Genomic DNA, 22,542 nt, shown 5'->3' with positions numbered 1-22,542 from the left:
CGCCGTCATTGCGAGCGCCGCGAAGCAATCCAGTCGGCGCTGCCTCGTCCGGAGACGTCGCGCTCTGGATTGCTTCGGCTTCGCCTCGCGATGACAGCGAAGAGAGCCGCCGGCCTGGGGGCACGCGCCGTCACGGAAGGGGGACCCAAAACACGAAAGGCGGCCCGGGGGCCGCCTTCCGTCGTCGAACGCGTGAAGATGCGGTCAGCCGCGGGTGTTGAGGGGCACGTAATCCCGCTTCGCCGGGCCGACATAGAGCTGGCGCGGGCGCCCGATCTTCTGCTGCGGATCCTCGATCATCTCGGCCCACTGGGCGATCCAGCCGACCGTGCGGGCCACGGCGAACAGCACCGTGAACATGTCGGTGGGGAAGCCCATCGCCTTCAGGGTGATGCCCGAGTAGAAATCGATGTTCGGGTAGAGCTTCTTCTCGATGAAGTACTCGTCCTTGAGCGCGATCTGCTCCAGCTGCACCGCCACCTCGAGCAGCGGGTCGTCCTGGTGGCCGAGTTCCTTCAGCACCTCGTGCGTCACCTTTTGCATCAGGCGGGCGCGGGGGTCGTAGTTCTTGTAGACGCGGTGGCCGAAGCCCATCAGGCGGAACGGGTCGTTCTTGTCCTTGGCCTTGGCGACGTATTTGCCGACGTTCTCCGGCTTGCCGATCTCCATCAGCATCTTGAGGGCCGCCTCGTTGGCGCCCCCGTGGGCGGGGCCCCACAGGCAGGCGATGCCGGCCGCGATGCAGGCGAAGGGGTTGGCACCGGAGGAGCCCGCCAGACGCACCGTCGAGGTCGAGGCGTTCTGTTCGTGGTCGGCGTGCAGGATGAAGATCTTGTCGAGCGCCTTGGCGAAGACCGGGTTGACCTCGTACTCCTCACACGGAACCGCGTAGCACATCCGAAGGAAGTTGGACGTGTAATCGAGGTCGTTCTTCGGATAGACGAAGGGCTGGCCGATCGAATACTTGTACGCCATCGCCGCGAGAGTCGGCATCTTGGCGATCATGCGGATGGACGCGATCATCCGCTGGTTCTCGTCGGTGATGTCCGTCGAGTCGTGGTAGAAGGCGGAGAGGGCGCCCACGGAGGCGACCATCACCGCCATCGGGTGTGCATCGCGGCGGAAGCCGGTGAAGAACCGGTTCATCTGGTCGTGCACCATGGTGTGGCGCGTGACGCGGTAATCGAAATCGGCCTTCTGCGCCTCGGTCGGCAGGGCGCCGAACAGCATGAGGTAGCAGGTCTCGAGGAAGTCGCCCTGCTCGGCGAGCTGCTCGATCGGGTAGCCGCGGTAGAGCAGCACGCCCTCGTCGCCGTCGATGTAGGTGATCTTCGATTCGCAGGAGGCCGTCGAGGTGAAGCCGGGATCGAAGGTGAAGGCCCCCGTCTGCGCGTAGAGCTTGCTAATATCGACGACATCCGGCCCGATCGTGCCGGATTTCACCGGCAATTCGATCTGCTTTCCGTCCACGGTAATGGTGCTGGTAGCGCTCATGGGACGTGGACCCTTCTGATGGGACGTGACGAGGCCGGACCCGCTCCCCCGAGGCGACCCCGGACTGACGAGCGCACCGCGCTTTTTGCGGTTGCTCACAGAACCTCCGGTTAGCCGAACGGCAGTGCAGCGGCAACGGGGCGGATGACAAAGCCCGCCCGCCGCAACGCGAAAACCGGGCCGTTCCGGCCCCTCCGTTCCGTGCCTCAGCCCTGCGGGATCTGATCGCCGAGCCGCGCGAGGCACTCGGTGCGGCCGAGGACCGCCATCACGTCGAAGAGGGGCGGGGAGGTGGTCCGTCCGGTCAAGGCCGCGCGCAGGGGCTGCGCGACCTGTCCGAGCTTGCACCCCGCGCCCTCGGCATACTGCCGCACGGCTCCCTCGGTGGCCGCCGCGCTCCAGTCGGGCAGGGCTTCAAGGGCGGGACGCACCGCCGCGATCCGGGCACGGCCCTCGTCGGAGAGGAGGGCACGGGCCTTGTCGTCCGGCGCCAGGGGCCGCGCGGCATAGAGGTAGTAGGCGCTGTCGAGGAGCTCGATCAGGGTCTTGGCTCGCTCCTTGAGCCCCGGCATCGCCAGGGTCAGCTTGTCCCTGAGGTCGTCGGAAAGCGGAACGGGGATGCCGCGCTCCGGGCCGACATGCGGGAGGATCTTCTCGATGGCGGCCACGAGGTCGGCATCGGCGCTCTGGCGGATGTAGAGCCCGTTGAGGTTGGCGAGCTTGGCGAAGTCGAACCGGGCGGCCGAGCGGCCCACGGCGCCGAGGTCGAAGGCCGCGACCATCTCCTCCGTCGAGAAGACCTCCTGGTCACCGTGGCTCCAACCGAGCCGGACGAGGTAGTTGCGCAGGGCCTCGGGCAGGTAGCCGAGGTCGCGGTAGGCCTCGACGCCGAGCGCCCCGTGGCGCTTCGAGAGTTTCGCCCCGTCGGCCCCGTGGATCAGCGGGATATGCGCCATCCGCGGCACCTCCCAGCCCAGCGCCGCGAAGATCTGGCTCTGCCGGGCTGCGTTGGTGAGGTGGTCGTCGCCGCGGATGATCTGCGTGACGCCCATGTCGTGGTCGTCCACCACCACGGCGAGCATGTAGGTCGGCGTCCCGTCCGAGCGGAGCAGGACGAGGTCGTCGAGGTCGCGGTTGGCCCAGGTGACGCGGCCCTGTACCGCGTCGTCCACCACCGTCTCGCCCTCGGAGGGCGCCCTGAGGCGGATCACCGGCTTCACGCCCTCCGGCGCCTCCGCCGGGTCGCGGTCGCGCCAGCGCCCATCGTAGCGCAGGGGCCGCCCCTCGGCCCGGGCCTGCTCCCGCATCTGGGTCAGCTCGTCCTGGGTAGCGTAGCAGCGATAGGCACGACCCGCCGCCAGCAGACCCTCCACCACCTCCCGGTGGCGCGCGGCCCGGGCGAACTGGAACACCACGTCCCCGTCCCAGTCGAGGCCAAGCCAGGTCAGCCCCTCCAGGATCGCGTCGATGGCCGCCTTGGTCGACCGTTCCCGGTCGGTATCCTCAATGCGCAGCAGCATCCGCCCGCCGTGATGGCGCGCATACAACCAGTTGAACAGGGCGGTGCGCGCCCCGCCGATGTGGAGGAAGCCGGTGGGGGAGGGGGCGAAGCGCGTGACGACGGCTGACGACATCTCTTCAATTCGGACTGGCGAAGGGGCCGGCGGCGGCCGGGACCCGGATTGCGGTGGAAAACGGGGCGAGCGACGATCGTTCCGCCCTCGCGTCGTCGTCGGGTGCGGATCGCTCCCGGGGGACAGGGCATCTCTCCGTCCCCGGGTCAAGTGCCCTGGGGGTGAGAACGGCGCAAACCCGGCAGGAGGCTGTCACGGGCGCCCTGCGTCACGCTAAGGACGGTCGGACGCCTGCGGCATCGTGGGCGGAATCGCGGGCGGTGGGGATGCAGCGGATCGGCGCAGGGACAGCAGGGGGCGTGGCCGCCCTCGCGCGCGTCCCTAACCGGGCGCTCGCCGACCTGCGCGGTCCGTTCCTCCGCGCCCTGGCCCGCGAGGCCGAACAGCGGCGGCTGTTCCCCTGGCTCGCCGTCGCCTTCGGAGCAGGCATCCTCGTGTTCTTCGCCGCAGCGGACGGACGCCCGTGGCTTCCGGCGCCCCTGGGGGCCGGGGCGGCCTGCCTCGCCCTCGCCACGCGCATGGGTGCCCGTCCCTGGTCCCTGGCCCTGGCCCTCGGATGCGGCTTCGCCTGTCTGGGTTTCGCCGCGGCGGCGTGGCGGGTCGAGCGGGTCGCCGCACCCGTCCTGTCACGGACCGTGGTCGCCCCCCTGACGGGAGTGATCGAATCCCTCGACGAGCGGGAGGAAGGGGCCCGGCTGATCGTGCGCGTCGAGACCCTCGGCACCCTGCCGCGCGAGACACTGCCCCTGCGGGTCCGGGTGTCTTACCGCAAGGCGACACCGCTGAAGCCCGGCGACGGCCTGAGCGCCACGGCCCGGCTCCTGCCTCCGCCGGAGGCGGCCCGACCCGGGGGCTACGATTTCGCCCGGGACGCGTACTTCCAGGGGATCGGCGCGGTCGGCTCCCTCGTGGGGACGATCACGGTGCGGCCCGCCTCCGACCCACCCCTCAGCCTGCGCCTCGCCGCGGCCCTCGACGATGCCCGCAACGCCCTCACCCGTCGGATCGCCGACGGCTATGGCGGTCAGCCCGGGGCCGTGGCCGCCGCCCTCGTCACGGGCAAGCGCGGGCTGATCGGCGGCCCCGCCAACGACGCCCTGCGGGCGGCCGGCATCTATCACGTCGTCTCGATCTCCGGGCTGCACATGGTTCTCGCGGCCGGCGTCGTGTTCTGGATCATCCGAGCGGCCCTAGCGCTCGCACCCCGCTGCGCCGTGTTCTGGCCCGTGAAGAAGATCGCCGCCGCCTGCGCCATGGTGAGCGTGAGCGCCTATTGCGCCTTCTCGGGCTGGGACATTGCCGCCGAACGCAGCCTCGTCATGACGCTGATCATGGTCGGGGCGATCCTCGTGGACCGGCCGGCTCTCTCCATGCGCAACCTCGCCCTCGCCGCCCTCATCGGCCTCGCCCGGGAGCCGGAGGCCCTCCTGGGCCCGAGCTTCCAGATGTCCTTCGGGGCGGTGGCCGGCCTCATCGCCTGCGCCCGCCTCATCGACGGACGTCTTTTCGCGATGCCCGGCGCGGGCCGCCTCGCCCGCGGGGCCGGGTTCGTCGCCCGGGGAATCGTCGCCACCCTGGCCACCACCCTCGTCGCCCAGATCGCGACCGCCCCCTTCGCGACCTATCACTTCCAGACGGTGCAGCCCTTCGGCGTCCTCGGCAACGCCCTGACCCTGCCCCTCGTCTCCCTGGTGGTGATGCCCTGCGCCGTGCTGGGCACCCTGGCCTACCCCTTCGCCCTCGACAGGCCGATCTGGTGGATCATGGGGCAGGCGGTGGCGGGGATGCTCGCCATCTCCGAATGGATCGCCGGCTTCGAGCGCTCCGTCATCGTCGTTCCCGCCTTCGGAACCGGGGCATTGCTCCTGCTCGCGTCGGCGCTACTGCTGGGGACGCTGCCCGTCACCGGCCTGCGCCGCATCGCCCTGGTGCCCGCCCTCGCAGGCCTCGCCTTCGCCGCCTTCCCTGATCGGCAGAGTCTCTATGTCGATCGCCAGGGTACCGGAGCGGCCCTCCGCGGGGCGGATGGACGGCTCGCGGTGCTCGGCAAGCCCCCCGCCTTCGAGCTGGAGCAATGGCTGAAGGCCGACGGCGACGGCCGGCGGGCCGCCGTGCTCCTGGCCGCATCGCCCGCGGGCCGTTGCGACCGCCTCGGTTGCGCCGCCTCGCTGCCCGACGGCCGGGCCATCGCCCTGGTCAGGGACGCCCGCGCCTTTCCCGAGGATTGCGCCCGCGCTGCCATTCTCATCAGCGCCCTGACCGCCCCACCGAACTGCGCCGCACCGGTGATCATCGACCGCCGCCGCCTGTCGGCCTTCGGGGCCGCCGCCCTTCGCGTCGAACCGGGAGGGGTCACCGAGAGCTACGCCCGTGCGGACGGGCGCGCCCCGCCCTGGCGTACCCCGCCGCCGGGGACTGCCGCACGGGCGGCCGGCGCGGAGGAGCCCGTCCCGGAGCCGGAACCCGAGCCGTCGCACGCGCCCTTCTAGCGGCTGAAGACGTCGTCCGCTGTCCACGATCCTGGAATGGCTGCAGACGGTTCAAGCGGCTTCCCGTCCGGAGTTCGTCCGCCGTCTGGCCGTACCCGCCGTGTCAGTAGCGCCGGACGAGGCTGACGAGCCGCCCCTGGATCCGCACCCGGTCCGGCCCGAGAACCCGGGTCTCGTAGGCCGGGTTGGCGGCTTCGAGGGCGATGGAGGACCCCCGGCGCCGCAACCGCTTCAGGGTGGCTTCCTCATCGTCGATCAGCGCCACGATGATGTCGCCGGTATTGGCCGTTTCCTGCTTGCGAATGACCACGAGGTCACCGTCCAGGATGCCGGCATCGACCATCGAATCGCCCCGGACCTCCAGGGCATAGTGCTCACCGCCGGCCAGGAAGTCCGGCGACATGGTGACGGTGTGGCTCTGGTTCTGGATCGCGGCGATGGGCGTGCCGGCGGCGATCCGGCCCATGACCGGGATCGAGACGCCGCGGAATTCCTCGAAAGTCCGAGGCTGGGCCGGAGCAGGTGCGGCTGGCGGCAGTTTCGCTAGCCCACCTTCCACCACGCTCGGCGTGAAGCGCCGCGGCTCGGGCGCAGATGCGGCGGCGGCTTCGGCAGCCTCGGCGCTGCGGCCCAGGGCATCCGGAAGGCGAATCACCTCGATCGCCCTGGCCCGGTTGGGCAGCCGGCGGAGGAAGCCGCGCTCCTCGAGGGCCGTGATCAGCCTGTGGATGCCGGATTTCGATTTGAGGTCGAGGGCATCCTTCATCTCGTCGAACGAGGGCGGCACGCCGCATTCCTGCATCCGCTGCTGGATGAAGCGCAGAAGGTCCAACTGCTTGCGCGTGAGCATTGATCGGGTCTCGCGGAATGAAGGCGGGCGCACTGAAACAAATCGCGAACACGTTAAGCGTTCCGCAAGTGTTCTGCAAGGCCCGAGCTTGGCCTTTCGGGGCGGGCGGACGGTGGGCGGAAGTGACCGCTCCCGCCCACAGGCTCCATCCGGCTGCCCGCGTAGCTAATCAATCTATCTGATCCGGAATATTGGATCGTATCAATTCCCGAATTGACGATTGATTCACTCGTCATTCGAAGATATTTTTCGTCATATTCACGCAAATATTTCAAAATGATGCTATAATATCTGGCAAAAATCTTATTGAATACAAATAGAGATTGCATGATTACCTGAAATAGTCATAGAACCTTCAAGAACCGACGGCATGAGCGTTCCGCCACGGGTCGTGAGGTGTCTGAGCACGCGGCGAAGGAACGTGATGACTGGTTCTTCAATCTCGTTTTTCGATTCGCGAATCGCGGTCGGCGCGGCGATTCCGGCCCAGGCTTCGGATCCGCGCCAGTCGCCGGAATTCGATGCGCTGGAAGCGGAGATCGGGAGGCTCGAGACCGAAGGGCCCGGAGGCGTCGAATGGGGCGACGTCGTCCGCCTCTCCGCTTTCCTTCTCGAGTCCCGGGGGAAGGATCTGCTCGTCGCCTGCTGGCTTACCCACGCCCTGCATCGGCTGGAACAGTATCGCGGCCTCGCCACCGGGCTCGGCCTGGTCCGCGGGATGATGGAAGCGCATTGGGACGGGATGCAGCCGCCCCCCGCCCGTGAACGGGCAAGGGCGCGGGCGCTGGAATGGTTCGCCGACCGCTCGGCGACCCTCTGCGAGCAAGGGCCCGACGAGGACGAGGACGAGGCGGTCCTTTACGCCTATCAGATGCTCGGCGAGATCGAGGAGTTGGCGGGCGACCGGCAGCCGAAATTCCGGCCGGAATTCGGGCACCTGTCGCGGGCCCTCAGGGTTCATGTCGAGGCGATCCGCGCGGCGCATCGGGAGCGCGAACGCCGCGAGGCGGAAGAGGCGGCGGCTCTTGCCGCATCGCTGCCGACCGACGAGGAAGCTCACAGGGTGGCGGAAGCGGCCCCGGCCGCGGTTCCGGACGCGAGCCGGCCCGCCCCGGCGCCAGGCAACGCCGCGTTCGACCCCGCTGCTGTCGGACACTTGCCCGAAACGCTGCGGGATTGGTCGGCAGGGCTCCTCGCGGGCAACACGGCCGATTCGCTTGCCTATGCCCTGTCGCGGGTCGCCTCGTGGGGGCGGCTGCACAGGCTGCCTCCCCATGCCGGCGGCCGGACCGTGGCGATGCCGCCGGCTGCGGAGGCCGAGGCGGTTCGGGCCCTGATCGCTGCGGGCCGGAAGCTCGAGGCGCTGCAGGCCCTCGAAGCCATGGTCTGGACGGCACCGTTCTGGTTCGAAGGGCATCGCCTCTCTGCCAGGACCCTCGGCGAAATGGGCGCGGATTACGCCGACGCGCAGGCGATGGTCGGCGGCATGGTGAGCCTGCTCCTACGGCGCTTCCCCGACCTTGCGGACTTCGCCTTCGCCGACGGATCTCCCTTCATCGGTCCGGAGACCCGGGACTGGCTCGCCGAGATGGGATCGGCGCCTGCGGGCGGCCCGGTCGATGCGCTCGACCGGACCCAGGCGGAGGCGAGATCCCTCGTGGCCGCAGGGCGGGGGCAGGAGGCCGTCAAGCTCCTCGCCGGGATGACCAAGGGCGACGTCACCGGGCGCAACCGCTTCGTGCGCCAGATCCTCCAGGTGCGTCTCTGCCTCGACATGGGGTTGATCGCCACGGCGATCCCCCTCCTCGACCACATGGATCAGCTGCTGGACGCGCACGCCCTCGAGATCTGGGAACCCGCCCTGGCCGCCGAGGTGGCGGAACTGCGGGTCCGGGCTCTGACCCATGCGGAGGCGCCACGGCTGATCGCCGAGGACCGCCGCCGCACGAGCCTCGAAGCGGCCCGGCGGCGCCTCGCGGGGCTCGACCTCGCCACCGCCTCGCACCTGTTCCGGTGAGCCTGAGACGGCCGCCGCCTTTCACCCACCCCGAAGGAAGATGTCGCGCCCATGTCGAAAGAAGTGTCCGTCGCTCCCAAGGAGCGCGTCAACATCAAGTTCAAGCCCGGAACCGGCAACGCCAAGGAGGAAGTCGAGCTTCCCCTGAAGCTTCTGATGCTCGGGGACTTCACCGGCCGCCCGGACGACCGCCCGGTCGAGGAGCGGGGCCTCACCGACATCAACAAGGACAATTTCGACGACGTGCTCCGGGGCCACGACCTGAAGCTCGATCTCTCCGTCGGCAACAAGCTCGCGGACGATTCCTCCGCGACGATGCCGGTGAGCCTCTCCTTCGCCAAGCTGAGGGATTTCGAGCCGGAGGCCGTGGCGCGGCAGGTGCCGGAACTGGCCAAGCTGCTGGAGCTGCGCGAGGCGCTGATCGCCCTCAAGGGCCCGCTGGGCAACGTGCCGGCCTTCCGCAAGGCGATCCAGAACGTGCTCGAGGATCAGGGATCGCGGGAGAAGCTCCTCGCCGAACTCACCGGCTCCGGCGAGCCGGAGCGCTGATCCGGATTGTCCGTCCGGGGCCTGCCCGCCATCCGGTGATCGCGGCGGGCCCCACCTCTCACCTCATCCCCCGTGCCGAGTGAGTCGCGGCCGCTCCCGGGTACGACAGGACCGACCATGAGCACCCAGCAAGTCGTCACCGTCCAGGACGGTTCGCTCGTCACGACCGAGGAATCGCTACTCGATCAGATCATCGGCGAGACCAAGCTCACTCCGAAGGACGACGGCTACGACATCGCCCGCCGCGGCGTGTCCGCCTTCATCGCGGAGCTGATGCAGTCCTCCCGGAAGGACGAGAAGGTCAACAATGCGGTCATCGACCAGATGATCGCCGCCATCGACGGCAAGCTTTCCGCGCAGCTCGATGAGATCCTCCACAACGAGACCTTCCAGCAGCTCGAATCGGCCTGGCGAGGTCTCAAGTTCCTCGTAGACCGGACCGACTTCCGGCAGAACATTCGGATCGAGATGCTGAACTGCGCCAAGGGCGAGCTGCTCGACGACTTCGAGGACAGCCCGGAGGTGTTCAAGTCCGGCCTGTACAAGCACATCTACTCGGCGGAGTTTGGCCAGTTCGGCGGCAAGCCCTACGGTGCGGTGATCGCGAACTACACCTTCTCAGCGGCACCGCAGGACGTGAAACTGATGCAGTTCATGGCCCGCGTCGGAGCGATCTCCCATGCGCCGATGATCGCCGCCGCCGGGCCCGACATGTTCGGCGTCGAGCGCTATGATGAGATTGCCGGCCTCAAGGATCTCGATTCGATCTTCGAGGGGCCACGCTACGCGAAATGGAACTCGTTCCGAGAGACAGAGGATGCGCGCTATTTCGGCCTGACGGTGCCCCGCTTCCTCCTGCGGATGCCCTACGGGCGGGACTCCGTCCCCGTGAAGTCCTTCAACTATGAGGAGGCGAGTGGCGGCGCGAGCGGCAACTACCTCTGGGGCAATGCCTCCTTCGCCTTCGCCACCCGGCTGACCGACTCATTCGCCCAATATCGCTGGTGCCCGAACATCATCGGTCCCCAGTCGGGGGGCGCCGTGGAGAATCTGCCGACCCACCATTTCGAATCGATGGGCCAACTGCAAACCAAGATCCCGACGGAAGTGCTGATCACCGACCGGCGGGAATTCGAGCTGGCGGAACAGGGCTTCATCGCCCTGACCATGCGCAAGGGCAGCGACAACGCCGCCTTCTTCTCGGCCAACTCGGTGCAGAAACCGAAATTCTTCGGCAACAGCACCGAAGGGAAGCAAGCCGAACTCAACTACAAGCTCGGGACCCAAATCCCGTACATGTTCATCATCAACAGGCTCGCCCATTACATCAAGGTTCTGCAACGCGAGAACATCGGCTCATGGACCAGCCGGGAGGAGCTGCAGGCCGAACTCAACACCTGGATCAGCCAGTACATCGCCAACCAAGAGAATCCCTCTCCGGAGGTGCGTGCCCGTCGTCCCCTGCGTCAGGCGGAGATCATCGTCGAAGACGTCGAGGGCGAACCGGGCTGGTACCGGGTCGCGATGTCGGTTGTCCCCCACTTCAAGTATATGGGCGCCGACTTCACGTTGTCCCTGCGGGGGAAACTCGACAAGCAGTGACCGCGACAGGCAGCGACAGCGTGCGCCCGCCTCGCCGGATGCGGGCGTGAGCGGGCGGCGACCGGCGAGGTGAACGTGGCGAGTCTGTTCGAAAGGCTGGAGGCGGCGCGGGCCGACGGCACGTCGCCGCCGGGCATCGCGCGGAGTGCCGGCCTGCGGGAGAGCGTCCTGGCAAATATCAGGACCGTCCTGAACGGGCGGCAGGGATGCTGCCAGACCCGGCTCGATTACGGCCTCCCCGATCTGAACGGGATCGCCGGGGAGACCTCAGAAGCTGTCCCGGCCATCGCCAGGGCGGTGAAGGCGCAGATCGAGTCCTTCGAGCCGCGCCTGAGCGCGGTGGTCGTCCGTCCCGCCACGCTGCCGGGCATGCCCGGCGAGCTGGCCTTCACGGTCTCAGCCCTCCTCCACGATGGGGAGGAGGGGAGGGCCCTGCGATTCGAGACGGTCCTCGGCGACGACCGGCAGATGCGCCTGCGCCTCTGAGGATCGTCTCCGACCCTTCGAGATCACGACCTCCCGCGGCTTCGCGAGTCCCCGGACATGTCCCTTAACGCCCATTACCAGGACGAGTTGTCCTACCTTCGCGAGCTCGGGCAGGAGTTCGCCCGGGCCAACCCGAAGCTCGCGGGCTTCCTGGCGCGCGAGGCGAACGACCCGGATGTCGAGCGCCTGCTCGAAGGTTTCGCCTTCTCCGTCGCCCGCCTGCGCCAGAAGCTCGACGACGAAATGCCGGAACTTGTCCACGGGCTCATCCGGCTGGTCTGGCCCCATTACCTCCGGCCTCTCCCGCCCATGACGGTGGTGGCCTTCTCCGTGGCCGGCGGCGGCCCGGACGTCGTGAGCATTCCCAGCGGCACCGCCCTCGCGTCGCGGCCTGTCGATGGGGTCACCTGCCGCTTCCGCACCTGCTACCCGGTCGAGGCGCTTCCCTTCACCGTGTCGCATACCGAGAGCGAGAACCAAGCGACCGCCGCCCGGCTGACCTTGTCCCTCAGGGCCAAGGGGCGCGCGACCCTGCGGGCCCTCCAGGGCGGACGGCTCCGGCTGTTCTTCAACGCGGAGCGGGAGCCCCAGGTCTCCCGCTCGCTGCTGCTCCACCTGTCGCGGTACCTGCAATCGGTCACCGTAACGAGCGAGTCCGGCGAGAGTCTGACCCTGCCTGCGGAGGCGGTCCGCCCCGTGGGCTTCGCCGATTCGGAGGCGGTGATTCCCTATCCCGCGAATGCCTTCGCAGGGTTCAGGCTGCTGCAGGAATACCTCGCCTTCCCGGCCAAATTCCTGTTCGTCGACGTCGAAGGGTTGGAACGGGCCGCCGCCATGTCCGGCCGGAGCGTCACCCTGGCCTTCCATTTCTCCCGGCCCTTCCCGGACCAGATCCGGGTGGTCAGCGGGCATGTGCGGATCAACTGCACCCCGGTCGTCAACCTGTTCCCCCATGAGGCGCAGCCCCTGCGGGTCGACCGGTCGCGCACCGAATACAGGGTCGTCGCCCACGGCCCCGCGGCGACCGGGATCTATGCGATCGAGGCCGTGACGGGCCATATCCAGGGCGAGGGCAGGCGCATTGCGTACGAGTCGTTCGAAGCCTTCCGGCACGATATGCCCGACGAAGCCGGCATGCGTCCCTTCTACCGGGAGCGCCTTCAACCGGCCGTGGTCGGCCGCGGGGTCGATCACTACCTGTCCTTCATTACCTCCCGGGACATGGCCGCCGCCCCGCCGGCCCAGGTGGTTTCGGTGGCGCTGACCTGCACCAACGGCCCCCTGGCCGAACGCCTGGCCATCGGCGCCATCGACCAGCCGACTTCCGAAACCCCGGCGACGGTCACCTTCTCGAACCTGCGGGCCGTCACGCCGCACATCCCGCCGCCCATCGGCGAGAACCTGCTCTGGCGCCTGATCTCCAACCTCGCGTGCAACTTCGGCTCCCTGGCCGATGCGGAATCCCTGCGGACCCTGATCGCGAGCTACGACTTCCGGGCCGTGCACGACGCCCAAGCACGGCACAGGCTGGAACTGCTGCTGGAGGCCATCGAAAGCTTCTCGCACGGGGTCGAGGACGGGGTGCTGCGCGGCCAGCCTGTCCGCATCCGCACCCTTCGGTTGTCCGTGGCGGAGAGCAAGGTCGGGGGCGAAGCCGAACTCTACCTCTTCGGCTCCGTGCTGGAGCACTTCTTCGCCGCCTATGCCGGCCTTAACAGCCTGCATCGTTTCGCGATCGAAGGCATCGAGGGCAGGATCGAGTACCGGTGGAAACCGCGCCGGGGCGCTGCGACCTCCCGATGAGCGAGCCAGCCCCCCTCGATCCGGCCGCGATCCAGTTCAACGAGCTCTGCCTGTGGTTGGAGCGGGCCTATCCGCAGCCCGGAGGCCTGGGTGCCACCGGAGCGCCCCGACGGGAGAGGGTCCGCTTTCGTGCAAACCCGACCCTGGCCTTCCCGGCGGAGGAGGTCGCCGCGGTCGCGCTGCCTGCCGGGCCGGGGGAGCCTGTCATCGTCACGGCCAACCTGTTCGGCCTGCACGGGCCGTCCTCGCCCCTTCCCCCGGCCGTGACCGAGCGGATCGTCCACGCCCAGGAGGATGGCGCCCTGCGGGCCTTCCTCGATTTCTTCAATCACCGCCTGCTCGCGCTGCTCTTCCGCATCTGGAAGCACTACCGGCACCAGCACCGATACAGGGCCGGCGGCACGGACCCGATCACCGACGCGGTGGCGGCCCTGTTCGGCAAGGTCGGCCGGGAGGGTGGTGACGGCACGCCGTCGCGAACGCTTCTGCTGCCCTATACGGGGCTCCTGGCCCTCCCCACCCGGTCGGCCTCCTCGGTGGCCCGGATCGTCAGCCACTATTTCGGCCATCCCTGCGCGGTGGAGGAATTCATCCCCAGGGAGATCCGCATCCCCGACGACGCCCTGTGGCGCCTCGGGGCGGCCGAGATGGGCCTGGGCGTCGAGACGGTGGCGGGGAGAACGATGCCGGACAACCTCGGCAAATTCCGCCTGCGCCTCGGCCCGCTGACCGCTGCCGCATGCGATCGGTTGCTGCCGGACGGGCCGGATCACCGCAGGCTGATCGAGCTCATCCGATTCTCGATCCGCGATCCGCTGGAATGGGACATCGCCTTCGTGCTGGCCCCAGGCGAGGCGCAGCCGATGCGCCTGGGGGTAAGTCGCCTCGGCTGGTCGGGCTGGCTCAAGGCCACCAGCGAAGGCCCGGTGGAATTCGTCGTGGGGACCGGCAAACCGTCATGAGATCGTCATGCGCACCGCCCAAGCGTACGGCCGCGCTTGGCAGCACTCTCGAGGCGAGAGCCTGCACACACAATCCGGGAAAGAGATGAAGCTGCATCTGTTGGTGCTCCGCCTTAAGGACGGAGACACAGAGCTCGGCCTGACTCACGTCTTCGACGAGTCCGGCGGCACCATTGGGCGAAGCGCCGCCTGCGACTTGTCGATTCCCGACCACTCCAGGACGCTGTCCTCAATGCACGCGCAGATATCGCATAACGGCCACGGCTTTGCAATCACCGATACGAGCACCAACGGCGTTTATCTGAATACGGTCGATGCACCGCTCGGTCGGTACAAGAGTGCGCCCCTTAGCGACGGCGATACGCTGTACCTTGCCGAGTTCGTGATCTCGGTGACGGTCCTGCGCGACGAGGCCGAGCATGCCGCAGGGGCAGGACCCGCGATGGGACCGGCAAGCCCGACCGATCGGGCGTTCATCCCGGACGAGTTCGACTTCGGGGACCTCGGCGCCCCGCGGTTGGCGCATCCCCTGAAAGCCGGGGGCGAGAAGCCCCCCGTGGATGCCGGCGCCGCCGATGTCCCCGACCACGAACCGGCCGCCGCGCCGGCCCATCCCCCGGCGCCCGTCGTGGTCGGGGCGGCGTTGGCGTCGCTCATGGCGTATTCGCCTTGGTCCAGGCGGGATCCCCTTTCGGCACCGACGGCATCGTCCTCGGACGCCCCATCCGCCTCCGCCTTCGCTCGCGACCGCGATGCGCAGGTCTTCTGGGAAGCCCTTGGAATCGATCCCGCGCTGGTCGCCCCGCCCGTCCGAGAGGCGTTGTTGGCAGGCTTGGGAAATGCCCTGCGGGACGCGGCGCGGGACCTGATGGCCGCGCTTCCTGCGGTCGATGGGGATGCGACCTTCGCCGAGCGGCGCCGGCCTGCGTCGCCGACCTCTGCCCCCGATACGGGCGATCGGGCCTTGGCGCGGGCTGAAGCCGGACCACAGCCGGCCGGGATTCCCGGTATGATGGGACAGGCAGCGGCATGAGCGACAGCGTCCCCCCCTCCGGCGCATGTCCCGCCGGGATCTGATGCTGGGCTTCGCGTCGGCCACCGCCCTGGCCGGGTGTTCGTCCGCCCCGGACATGCCGACGACGCCCCTCAACGTCACGATCAATGCGGACGAGCAGATCAATCCCAACGAGAGCGGAATCCCTTCGCCGATCGTCCTGCGGATCTACGAACTGAAGTCGCCGACCGCCTTCGAGCAGGCGAGCTTCTTCGACTTGCTGGACCACGACACCACGAAGCTCGGGACCGATCTCGTCGCCAAGCGCGAATTCGAGATGAAGCCGGGGGAGAAGGGCGCCTATACCCGCGACGCTCCTGCGGAGGTACGGCACGTCGGCATCATCGCCGGCTTCCGGCAGATCGATGTCGCGCAGTGGCGCGCCGTCGTCGCCATCAAGCCGGAGAGTGACAACGCTCTGCTGATCTCGGTGACCGCCCTCGCCGCCAAAATCGAACGGCAGCGCGACCGTCGCACGTTCGGCCTGTTCTGATGCGCCGCCCCCCGATCCGCCCCATGATTTGTCCCTTGCCTCGCCCCTTCCTGCCGGGCTGCCCCCGCATGTCCCAGCGCCCCGGGCTCGCCGGAACCCTCGCCACCGGCCTTCGGCCGTCCCGCACGGGCGCGGCGCCGTGGGCCGTGCGGAGCCCCGCGCGATGACCCTCGTCAGCAAGCCGCTCTGGTCGGAAGGGATGCTGGTGCGGCCGCAGCATTTCCAGCAGCACGACCGCTGGTTCGAGCACGTGATGGAGGGGCGGTTCTTCGCCCTGGGCGTCTATGGCTGGGGCCTGCGCCACCTCGCCTTGAGCACACCTCTGCTTCCCCTGGGCAAGGTCGCCGTCGAGGCCGTCGCGGCGATCCTCCCCGACGGAACCGTCATCGACACCGAGACCGGCATCGCCATCGAGCCGAGGGCCGTCCCGCCGACGCTGAGCAACGCCACGGTGAAGCTTGCCGTGGGCCTGCGCCGGCGCGACGGAACCGGCGACCCGGGCCCCCACGGACGCTACCGGCGGACCGAGCAGGTGGTTCGCGACGAGACCGCGCCCGAGCGGCAACCTGTGGGCGTGGAGGTGGCCGAACTGGCCGTCCGCCTGCTGTTCGAGGGCGAGCCGGAGGATGGGCTCGTCACCCTGCCCATCGCCCGCATCCGCGAGACCGACGCGTCGGGGGCAGTGGTGCTGGACGAGCACTACATTCCCCCTTGCCTGACCATCCGGGTCTCGCCGCGCCTCGTGAGGATCGTCAACGAGATCCGCTCCCTCCTGCACAGCCGGGGTGAGGCCCTGGCGACCCTGGGCACCGGCGGGACGGAGAGCGCCCACCTCGTGGACCTGATGGTGCTGGCCATCGTCAACGGGCAGGAGGCGGTCTTCGACCACTTCGCCACCCTCCCGGGCCTGCATCCCGAGCAGGTCTACAGGGCCTCGGTGACTTTGGCGGGCATGCTCTCGACCTTCTCGGCCTCCCGCCGCCACAAGGCCGACATCCCGCCCTACGACCATCTCGATCTCGACAGGCCCTTCCGGCAGGTGCTGGACGAACTGCGCCAGCTCCTCGCCATCGTGATCGAGCGCAACGCTGTCGGCCTGCCGCTCCAGGACCGGGGCCACGGCATCAGCCTGTCGACCATCGGCGACAGGACGCTCTTCCAGGATGCGCGCTTCGTCCTGATCGCCATGGCGAGCGTTCCGCCCGAGATCCTCCGCAGCCAGCTGCCGATCTCGACGAAGGTCGGGTCGGTGGAGACGATCCGGGATCTCGTCAACCTGCAATTGCCCGGCATCCCGCTCCAAGCCCTCCCGGTGGCGCCCCGGGAGCTGCCGTTCATGCAGCGGGCCGTCTATTTCGAGCTCGATCAGGGCGTCGAGCTCTGGCGCAGCCTGACGCGCTCCGCCGCCATCGCCCTGCATGTCAGCGGCGAATACCCCGACCTTCGCCTCGAACTCTGGGCCATCCGGGGGCAGCGGCCATGACGGACAGGGCCTTCATCGACCCGCCGACCCTCATCGGCCACCGGCCCACGGGGCGGTCATCGGCCCATCCACAGGAGGGGAGGGGGCGCCCCGCTCCGCCGGCACCGGCGCGCACGCGGGTGGATGCCGGGATCAGCGTCCCGGAACCGGACATCTGGGATTCCCGCCGGGAAGCCGCGTTCGTGGCGAAAGCCCCATCGTGGCCGGCGACGCTGCAGCCGGAGGCGATACGGACGCCCCGATCCGAGCCGCCGGGCCACAGGAGCCCGCATGGGAATGCCGAGGGCCGAGTCGGTGGCGTTCTTCCGGCCGTGTCCCGGGGTTCCGCCGACAGCCTCGCCGCCGCGGCCGCGCCCCTTCTGAGCCTCGTGGCGCTCCTCCACGAGACCACCGAACTGGCCGGCGTGGCGCAGCTGCGGAGCGAGGTAATCGCGCACATCCACCTGTTCGACGACGAGGCGGCGCGCCTCGGCGCCAACGCCGAGGACATCCGCACGGCCCGCTACGTCCTGTGCTCGCTCATCGACGAGACCGTGATGAAGGCCCCCTGGGGCAGCGCGAGCGACTGGAGCACGAACTCCCTCCTCAACCGCTTCCACAACGAAACCTGGGGTGGCGAGAAGGTGTTCGAGATCCTCGCCCGGCTGAAGGCCGAACCGGGGACCCATATCGCCCTGCTGAAGCTCATCGACCTCGTGCTGCTCCTAGGGTTCGAGGGCGTGCACCGGGTTCTCGATGACGGGCGGGAGCGTCTCGCCGGACTCTCGGCCGAGCTCGGGCGTCTGATCGGCCAGAACCTTCCTCCGGTGCCGGCGCCCCTGTCGCGGGAATGGCGCGGGGTCCACGCGGAAGGCACCCTGCGGACCTATTTCCCCCTGTGGATCGTCTTCGCCGGGGCAGGCCTGCTCCTTGTCGCCCTGTACAGCTACGAGCGCTTCCGGCTGGCCGGGGCGGTCGGGCCGGTGGTCGAACGCATGCAGGCGATCGGGAACGCGGCCTCGGCAACGGGGAGGCGCCCGTGATCCGCGTCTACCTTCTCGGCTTCCTCACCCTGCGGGGCCTGCTGGCCCTTGCCGGCATCGCCGCCCTCTGCGCGGTGATCGTGTATGGCGGCCCGCACCTGTCGGCCTTCGGCTGGGCGCCCCTCGTGAGCGACGGGGCCCGGGCGGGCACGGTGGCGGCCGTCCTGACCCTGTTCTTCGGCGGTTCGCTCCTGCGCCTGGCCCTGGCACGCCGGGCCAACGCCCGGATGATCAAGTCGCTGCTGGACGCCGAGGGGCTGTCCGCCGGCGCGGAGTCCCGCGGCGGCGACGAGGTGTCGATCGTGAGGGCGCGCTTCGAGGAGGCGCTCACCACCCTCAAGGACAGGATCTTCCCCGGCCGGTCGGGGGATGCCTACCTTTTCGAATTGCCGTGGTATGCCGTGATCGGTCCGCCCGGATCGGGCAAGACGGCGATTCTGCGCCATTCGGGCCTGGATTTCCCCCTGGCGCCCCGGCTCGGCGCGGAACCGGTGGCGGGGCTCGGCGCCACCCGGCACTGCGACTGGTGGTTCGCCGACCAGGCCGTCCTGATCGACACGGCCGGACGCTATGTCACCCAGGACCAGGACAGCGTCGACGGCGCCGAGTGGCGCGGTTTCCTCAACCTCCTCAAGACCCACCGCAGCCGCCGGCCGCTGAACGGCGTGCTGCTGGTCGTCAGCCTCCGGGACATCCTGCTGCATGAGCCCGAGCGCCGGCGCCACGTCACGGCCCTGAGGGCACGCCTCCACGAGCTGTCGAAGACGTCCGGGATCGGGCTGCCGGTCTACCTCGTGGTCTCGAAATGCGACCTGATGCCGGGCTTCGCCGCGTATTTCGACGATCTGGACGAGGCCGCTCGCAGCCAGGTCTGGGGCATGACGTTCCCGGCCGACGGGGATCCGGCGGTGAGGCTGCCCGAGACCTTCGAGCGCCTCTTCCACGACCTCGCCGAGCGCCTGGAGGCGGGCCTGCGCGAGCGGGCCCATGCCGAGCGCGACCTCTCCCGCCGGGGACAGATCTACCTGTTCCCCAAGGAATTTGCCGCCCTGGGGAAGGACCTCGCGGGCTTCATCCAGGACGTCTTCCGGCCGAACCGCTTCGAGGCGACCACACGGCTAAGGGGAATCTACTTCACCAGCGCGACGCAGCAGGGAGCGCCCCTCGACCGGACGGCGGCGGCCTTCGGGCGCGGCTTCGGCCTTCCGAACCCCCGGCGTTCGCCGCCGACCGGGCCGAGCCGGGCCTACTTCATCACCCGCGTCCTGACTGAGGTCGCCTTCGCCGAGCAGGGTCTGGCGGGGGTGGACCGGAGGCTCGAACGCAAGCTCCTCCTCATCCAGAACGCCGGCTATGCGGCGGCGGCGCTCACGGTCGTGGGGCTCGCGACCCTGTGGTGGGCGGCCGAATCCCGGAGCGAGGCGCGAGTCGCCGCGACCTCCAAGGCCCTGGACGAGGTCCAGGCCCGACTTCACGACCTCCCCGCGCAGGTCGGGCCGGCGGCCCTGCTGCCCGTCCTCCAGGCCGCCGACGCTGTCAGGTCGGAGAGCGGCCGGGGGGACATCCTCGCCGCCCTCGACGGGCTCGGCCTGAGCGCGACCCTGTCCCTCGTGCCGGCCGCCGAGGACCTGCGGCGGCGCCTGCTCCTTGAGCGGCTTCATCCGGTCTTCGTGGAGCGGCTGGGCGAGCGCATCGCCGGCCTGCTGCTCCGGGGCGGCGACGCCGAGGCGTTGCGTGCCCTGCTGCGCAGCTACCTCATGCTGGGCGATCCGGAACGGTTCGAGGCGTCCGTCGTCCGGGCCACCGCCCGGGACGAGGCACGCCTCGCCTTCGCGGCGGACCAAGACGGCGCGGCCCGGCTGAACCACCACCTCGACGACCTGATCACCCTCCTGCCCAAGCCATCACCCCTGGATTGGCGCCTCGTGGAGGCGGCCCGCAGCCGGCTGATGCGGACGCCGCGGAGCGAGCAGGTCTACGCCCGGCTGCTGCGGGAGGCTGCCACCCATCCGAGGCTGCGGCCGGTGGATCTCGCCACCTCCGTCGGCCCCGGGGTCCTTAGGTTCACGACGGGGCCCGGCAACGAAGCGGTCTCGGTCATCCCCCAGGCCTTCACCCGGGAGGCCTTCTACACTTTCGTGCTCCCGCGCCTGCCCGTGCTGATCCGGGAGGAGGTGGGGATCGACTGGGTTACCGCCGGGCAGGGCACCGGCGACGGGCTGGTCCAGACCGGGACCCGGGAGGTGATGGACCGGTACGCGGCGGAGTACATCCGGCGGTGGCGCACCGCCGTGCTCGCGGTTCGCCTCTCCCCGGCCGCCGACCGTCAGCAGGCCCTGGCGGAGGTCCAGGCCCTCGCCGGCCCCGACTCACCCCTGGAGCGCCTGATCGGCCTCCTGCGGACCCATACCGACCTTCCCCTCCCTGGCGACCAAGCCGGGCAAGCGGCCGCGGCCGCGACGCCCGGGCCCCTGGGCACGATCGCCGGGGGCCTCGTCGCGGGGGCGGCGGCCAGCGCCGCCAACGCTGCGGCGGTGTCGGCCCTGGGGGAAGGGCCCTGGCCCGGCACCACCATCGCGGCGCCTTTCCGGCCGCTCACCGAGCTGACCGCACCCCCGGGGGGCGGACAGGCGGCCATGGCCCGGATCCGCGAGCTGCTCGGCGGGGCTTACAGCACCTTGAGCGCGGTCTCGACCGCCCCGGACCCGCATGAGGCGGCCTTTCGGATCGTGACCCAGCGGGGTGGATCGGGCGCCGACGGGCTCGCTCTCCTGCGGGCGGATTCGGCCCTGCGGCCGGAGCCCGTGCGCGGGGTCCTGCGCAGCGTCGCCGCCCTCGGCACCTCGTCGGTGATCGGGGAGGCGATCGACCACATCAACGACGTGTGGCGCCGGGACGTGCTGCCGCAATGCCTGTCGGCCCTCGACCAGCGCTACCCCCTCTTCGCCGATGCCCGCGAGGAGGTCTCGCTGCGCGATTTCAGCGACATGTTCCGCCCTGGCGGCATCCTGGACGAGTACTTCAAGAAGTATCTCGCGCCGTTCGTGGTCGAACAGCGGAACGGCTTCGCGCCCGTGAGGCTCGACGGGGAGCCCCTGCCACTGAGGCTGGAGGCGCTGCTGCAATTCCACCGGGCCCGGGCCATCCGGAACGCCTTCTTCGGCGGGACGGGCTCGGCGCCGGCCCTGAAGTTCAGCGTGAAGCCGTCCTTCCTCGATCCCCGCCTCATGCGCGCGACCCTGACGATCGACGGCCGCGACATCGTCTACCGGCACGAGGCGACCCGCGCCCACGACATCGACTGGCCGACCCGGACCGATGCCAGCACCGTCGCGGTGTCGCTCACCGATCTAGACGGGAAGGAAACCCGCATCGAGCGCGACGGCGCCTGGGCCCTCCTGCGCTTCGTCGACACGGCCGAGCTTTCGGCCCGCAGCGGGTCCGACGTTTTCGGCATCACGGTGAAGGCCGATGACGGCGCGAGCGCGAATTACCGCCTCAGGGCGGCGAGCGTGAACAACCCCTTCAACCTCGGCGCCCTGCGCGCCTTCCGATGCCCGGACGCCCTGTGATCTGGCCGCGCCTCCAGCGCCGGCCCCCCGGCGGTCCGGGCATCGCCGCCCCGGGTCCGCTCCTGGCCGGGCGTTTCGCCCTCGCGGGAATCGTGGGGCAAGGCGGCGTGGGCACCGTCTACCGAACCCTCGATCACCACCGGGTGCGGTCCGGGTCACCCCCCTTCGAGGTCGCCGTGAAGATCGTCGAATCCGGCGAGCCGGAGGCGGCGCTGTCGTTGCGACGGGAGGGCCGGTGCCTGCTTGGCCTGCGCCACCCCCACATCGTGCGGGCCTACGAGGCCGGCAGCGATGGACACCGGCCCTTCCTCGTCATGGAACTGCTCCGCGGCGAGACCCTGGCGCAGATCCTCCGCCGGCCCTCCTGCCGGGCCCTCGACCTTCCCATGGCCCTGTCCCTCCTCCGTGAGATCGGGGCGGCCCTTGCCGCCCTCCACCGGGCAGGGTTGATCCACGGCGACGTGAAGCCGGGAAACGTCTTCCTCACCCGGGATGGCTGCGCCAAGCTGATCGATCTCGGCGCGGCGCGGCCGATCGCAGCCGCCGGCCTCGGGCCGGGGGAGGTCGCCTCCGGGCAGGCCGGAGGGATCACCCCCGCCTACGCCTCTCCTTCCCTGTTGGACGGCCACGCCCCGGATCCCCGCGATGACGTCTTCGCCCTGGCGACCCTCGCCTATGTCCTGCTGACCGGCGATCACCCTACGGGCGGGTCTCCCGCCGCAGAGGATGACCCCGCGCCCGCGCGGCCGCCCGTCTTCGACGACGCACGATGGGCTGTCCTCCGCCAGGGTCTCCACCGCGATCCCGCCCAGAGGCCCGCGGATATCGGGGCCTTCGCGGCGCATCTTGCGCGGCCGAGCCGGCTGGACCGTCTTCGTCCTTTGCTTCGTCCCTTGCTTCGCCCCTCGCTCCGTGCAGGAGGGCCCGCGGCAAGCCCGCTCCCCCTCCGCTGGCGCGGCCTCGTCCTCTCCAGCGCCCCGAGCCTCGCCGCCGCGCAGGGGCCGGTGCCCTAGGCACCGCCGCGACGGGTCA

16 protein-coding genes are annotated in these 22,542 nt (G+C 69.7%); 13 read left to right on the top strand and 3 right to left on the bottom strand.

What is annotated here, in order from left to right:
* Positions 1-204: 204 nt before the first annotated feature.
* Positions 205-1,494, bottom strand: coding sequence for a citrate synthase (gltA, locus tag MFF22_RS21585; protein WP_238252638.1), 1,290 nt, complete (start codon positions 1,492-1,494; stop codon positions 205-207).
* A gap of 206 nt (positions 1,495-1,700) precedes the next feature.
* Positions 1,701-3,128 (bottom strand): glutamate--tRNA ligase, encoded by a 1,428-nt coding sequence (gene gltX, locus MFF22_RS21580; RefSeq protein WP_238252637.1) that lies wholly within the window; start codon positions 3,126-3,128, stop codon positions 1,701-1,703.
* A gap of 266 nt (positions 3,129-3,394) precedes the next feature.
* Here gltX and MFF22_RS21575 point away from each other — a divergent pair, with 266 nt between their 5' ends.
* Complete coding sequence (locus tag MFF22_RS21575; RefSeq protein ID WP_238252639.1) at positions 3,395-5,617, top strand: ComEC/Rec2 family competence protein; 2,223 nt, start codon at positions 3,395-3,397, stop codon at positions 5,615-5,617.
* A 103-nt stretch (positions 5,618-5,720) separates the two neighbouring features.
* Here the strand turns inward: MFF22_RS21575 and lexA are convergent, their stop codons facing one another.
* Entirely contained in the window at positions 5,721-6,467 is a 747-nt protein-coding gene (gene lexA / locus MFF22_RS21570) for a transcriptional repressor LexA (protein WP_238252636.1), read from the bottom strand.
* 424 nt (positions 6,468-6,891) lie between these two features.
* On the opposite strand from lexA, the gene tssA reads away from it, so the two are divergent.
* The 12 genes from tssA (at position 6,892) to MFF22_RS21510 (ending at position 22,523) form a co-directional block, all read left to right on the top strand.
* Positions 6,892-8,484, top strand: a complete 1,593-nt coding sequence (gene tssA / locus MFF22_RS21565) for a type VI secretion system protein TssA (protein WP_238252635.1) — start codon at positions 6,892-6,894, stop codon at positions 8,482-8,484.
* A 51-nt stretch (positions 8,485-8,535) separates the two neighbouring features.
* Entirely contained in the window at positions 8,536-9,033 is a 498-nt protein-coding gene (gene tssB, locus MFF22_RS21560; RefSeq protein ID WP_238252634.1) for a type VI secretion system contractile sheath small subunit, read from the top strand.
* Positions 9,034-9,150: 117 nt separating this feature from the next.
* The gene (gene tssC, locus MFF22_RS21555) at positions 9,151-10,635 is read left to right on the top strand and encodes a type VI secretion system contractile sheath large subunit (protein WP_238252633.1); all 1,485 of its coding nucleotides are present in this window, start codon (positions 9,151-9,153) and stop codon (positions 10,633-10,635) included.
* 75 nt (positions 10,636-10,710) lie between these two features.
* Positions 10,711-11,121 carry a type VI secretion system baseplate subunit TssE gene (tssE, locus tag MFF22_RS21550; protein WP_238252631.1) on the top strand — a complete coding sequence of 137 codons (411 nt, stop codon included), beginning with the start codon at positions 10,711-10,713 and terminating at the stop codon, positions 11,119-11,121.
* A gap of 57 nt (positions 11,122-11,178) precedes the next feature.
* A complete protein-coding gene (gene tssF / locus MFF22_RS21545; protein WP_238252630.1) occupies positions 11,179-12,924 on the top strand; it encodes a type VI secretion system baseplate subunit TssF in 1,746 nt (581 codons plus the stop codon).
* Positions 12,921-13,886, top strand: a complete 966-nt coding sequence (tssG, locus tag MFF22_RS21540; RefSeq protein WP_238252629.1) for a type VI secretion system baseplate subunit TssG — start codon at positions 12,921-12,923, stop codon at positions 13,884-13,886. The genes tssF and tssG overlap by 4 nt, the downstream gene beginning before the upstream one ends.
* 85 nt (positions 13,887-13,971) lie before the next feature.
* Entirely contained in the window at positions 13,972-14,919 is a 948-nt protein-coding gene (locus tag MFF22_RS21535) for an FHA domain-containing protein (protein ID WP_238252628.1), read from the top strand.
* Positions 14,920-14,962: 43 nt separating this feature from the next.
* Positions 14,963-15,433 (top strand): type VI secretion system lipoprotein TssJ, encoded by a 471-nt coding sequence (gene tssJ / locus MFF22_RS21530; protein ID WP_238252627.1) that lies wholly within the window; start codon positions 14,963-14,965, stop codon positions 15,431-15,433.
* Positions 15,434-15,596: 163 nt separating this feature from the next.
* Positions 15,597-16,916 (top strand): type VI secretion system baseplate subunit TssK, encoded by a 1,320-nt coding sequence (gene tssK / locus MFF22_RS21525; protein ID WP_238252626.1) that lies wholly within the window; start codon positions 15,597-15,599, stop codon positions 16,914-16,916.
* Positions 16,913-17,938 (top strand): type IVB secretion system protein IcmH/DotU, encoded by a 1,026-nt coding sequence (gene icmH, locus MFF22_RS21520; protein WP_238252623.1) that lies wholly within the window; start codon positions 16,913-16,915, stop codon positions 17,936-17,938. Before tssK ends, icmH begins: the two co-directional genes overlap by 4 nt.
* Positions 17,935-21,510: a type VI secretion system membrane subunit TssM gene (tssM, locus tag MFF22_RS21515; RefSeq protein WP_238252622.1), complete on the top strand. Its 3,576-nt coding sequence runs from the start codon at positions 17,935-17,937 to the stop codon at positions 21,508-21,510. Before icmH ends, tssM begins: the two co-directional genes overlap by 4 nt.
* Positions 21,507-22,523 carry a serine/threonine-protein kinase gene (locus MFF22_RS21510; protein WP_238252621.1) on the top strand — a complete coding sequence of 339 codons (1,017 nt, stop codon included), beginning with the start codon at positions 21,507-21,509 and terminating at the stop codon, positions 22,521-22,523. Before tssM ends, MFF22_RS21510 begins: the two co-directional genes overlap by 4 nt.
* Positions 22,524-22,542: the final 19 nt, after the last annotated feature.

This window comes from Methylobacterium persicinum, from assembly GCF_022179525.1.
GTDB classification, from domain to species: Bacteria; Pseudomonadota; Alphaproteobacteria; order Rhizobiales; family Beijerinckiaceae; genus Methylobacterium; species Methylobacterium persicinum.
This window is presented reverse-complemented; position numbering and strand designations above follow the sequence as displayed.

Coding starts and splice junctions, on each gene's coding strand:
- gltA (WP_238252638.1), bottom strand. CDS start 1,494: ATGAGCGCTACCAGCACCATTACCGTGGACGGAAAGCAGATCGAATTG.
- gltX (WP_238252637.1), bottom strand. CDS start 3,128: ATGTCGTCAGCCGTCGTCACGCGCTTCGCCCCCTCCCCCACCGGCTTC.
- MFF22_RS21575 (WP_238252639.1), top strand. CDS start 3,395: ATGCAGCGGATCGGCGCAGGGACAGCAGGGGGCGTGGCCGCCCTCGCG.
- lexA (WP_238252636.1), bottom strand. CDS start 6,467: ATGCTCACGCGCAAGCAGTTGGACCTTCTGCGCTTCATCCAGCAGCGG.
- tssA (WP_238252635.1), top strand. CDS start 6,892: ATGACTGGTTCTTCAATCTCGTTTTTCGATTCGCGAATCGCGGTCGGC.
- tssB (WP_238252634.1), top strand. CDS start 8,536: ATGTCGAAAGAAGTGTCCGTCGCTCCCAAGGAGCGCGTCAACATCAAG.
- tssC (WP_238252633.1), top strand. CDS start 9,151: ATGAGCACCCAGCAAGTCGTCACCGTCCAGGACGGTTCGCTCGTCACG.
- tssF (WP_238252630.1), top strand. CDS start 11,179: ATGTCCCTTAACGCCCATTACCAGGACGAGTTGTCCTACCTTCGCGAG.
- tssG (WP_238252629.1), top strand. CDS start 12,921: ATGAGCGAGCCAGCCCCCCTCGATCCGGCCGCGATCCAGTTCAACGAG.
- MFF22_RS21535 (WP_238252628.1), top strand. CDS start 13,972: ATGAAGCTGCATCTGTTGGTGCTCCGCCTTAAGGACGGAGACACAGAG.
- tssJ (WP_238252627.1), top strand. CDS start 14,963: ATGCTGGGCTTCGCGTCGGCCACCGCCCTGGCCGGGTGTTCGTCCGCC.
- tssK (WP_238252626.1), top strand. CDS start 15,597: ATGACCCTCGTCAGCAAGCCGCTCTGGTCGGAAGGGATGCTGGTGCGG.
- icmH (WP_238252623.1), top strand. CDS start 16,913: ATGACGGACAGGGCCTTCATCGACCCGCCGACCCTCATCGGCCACCGG.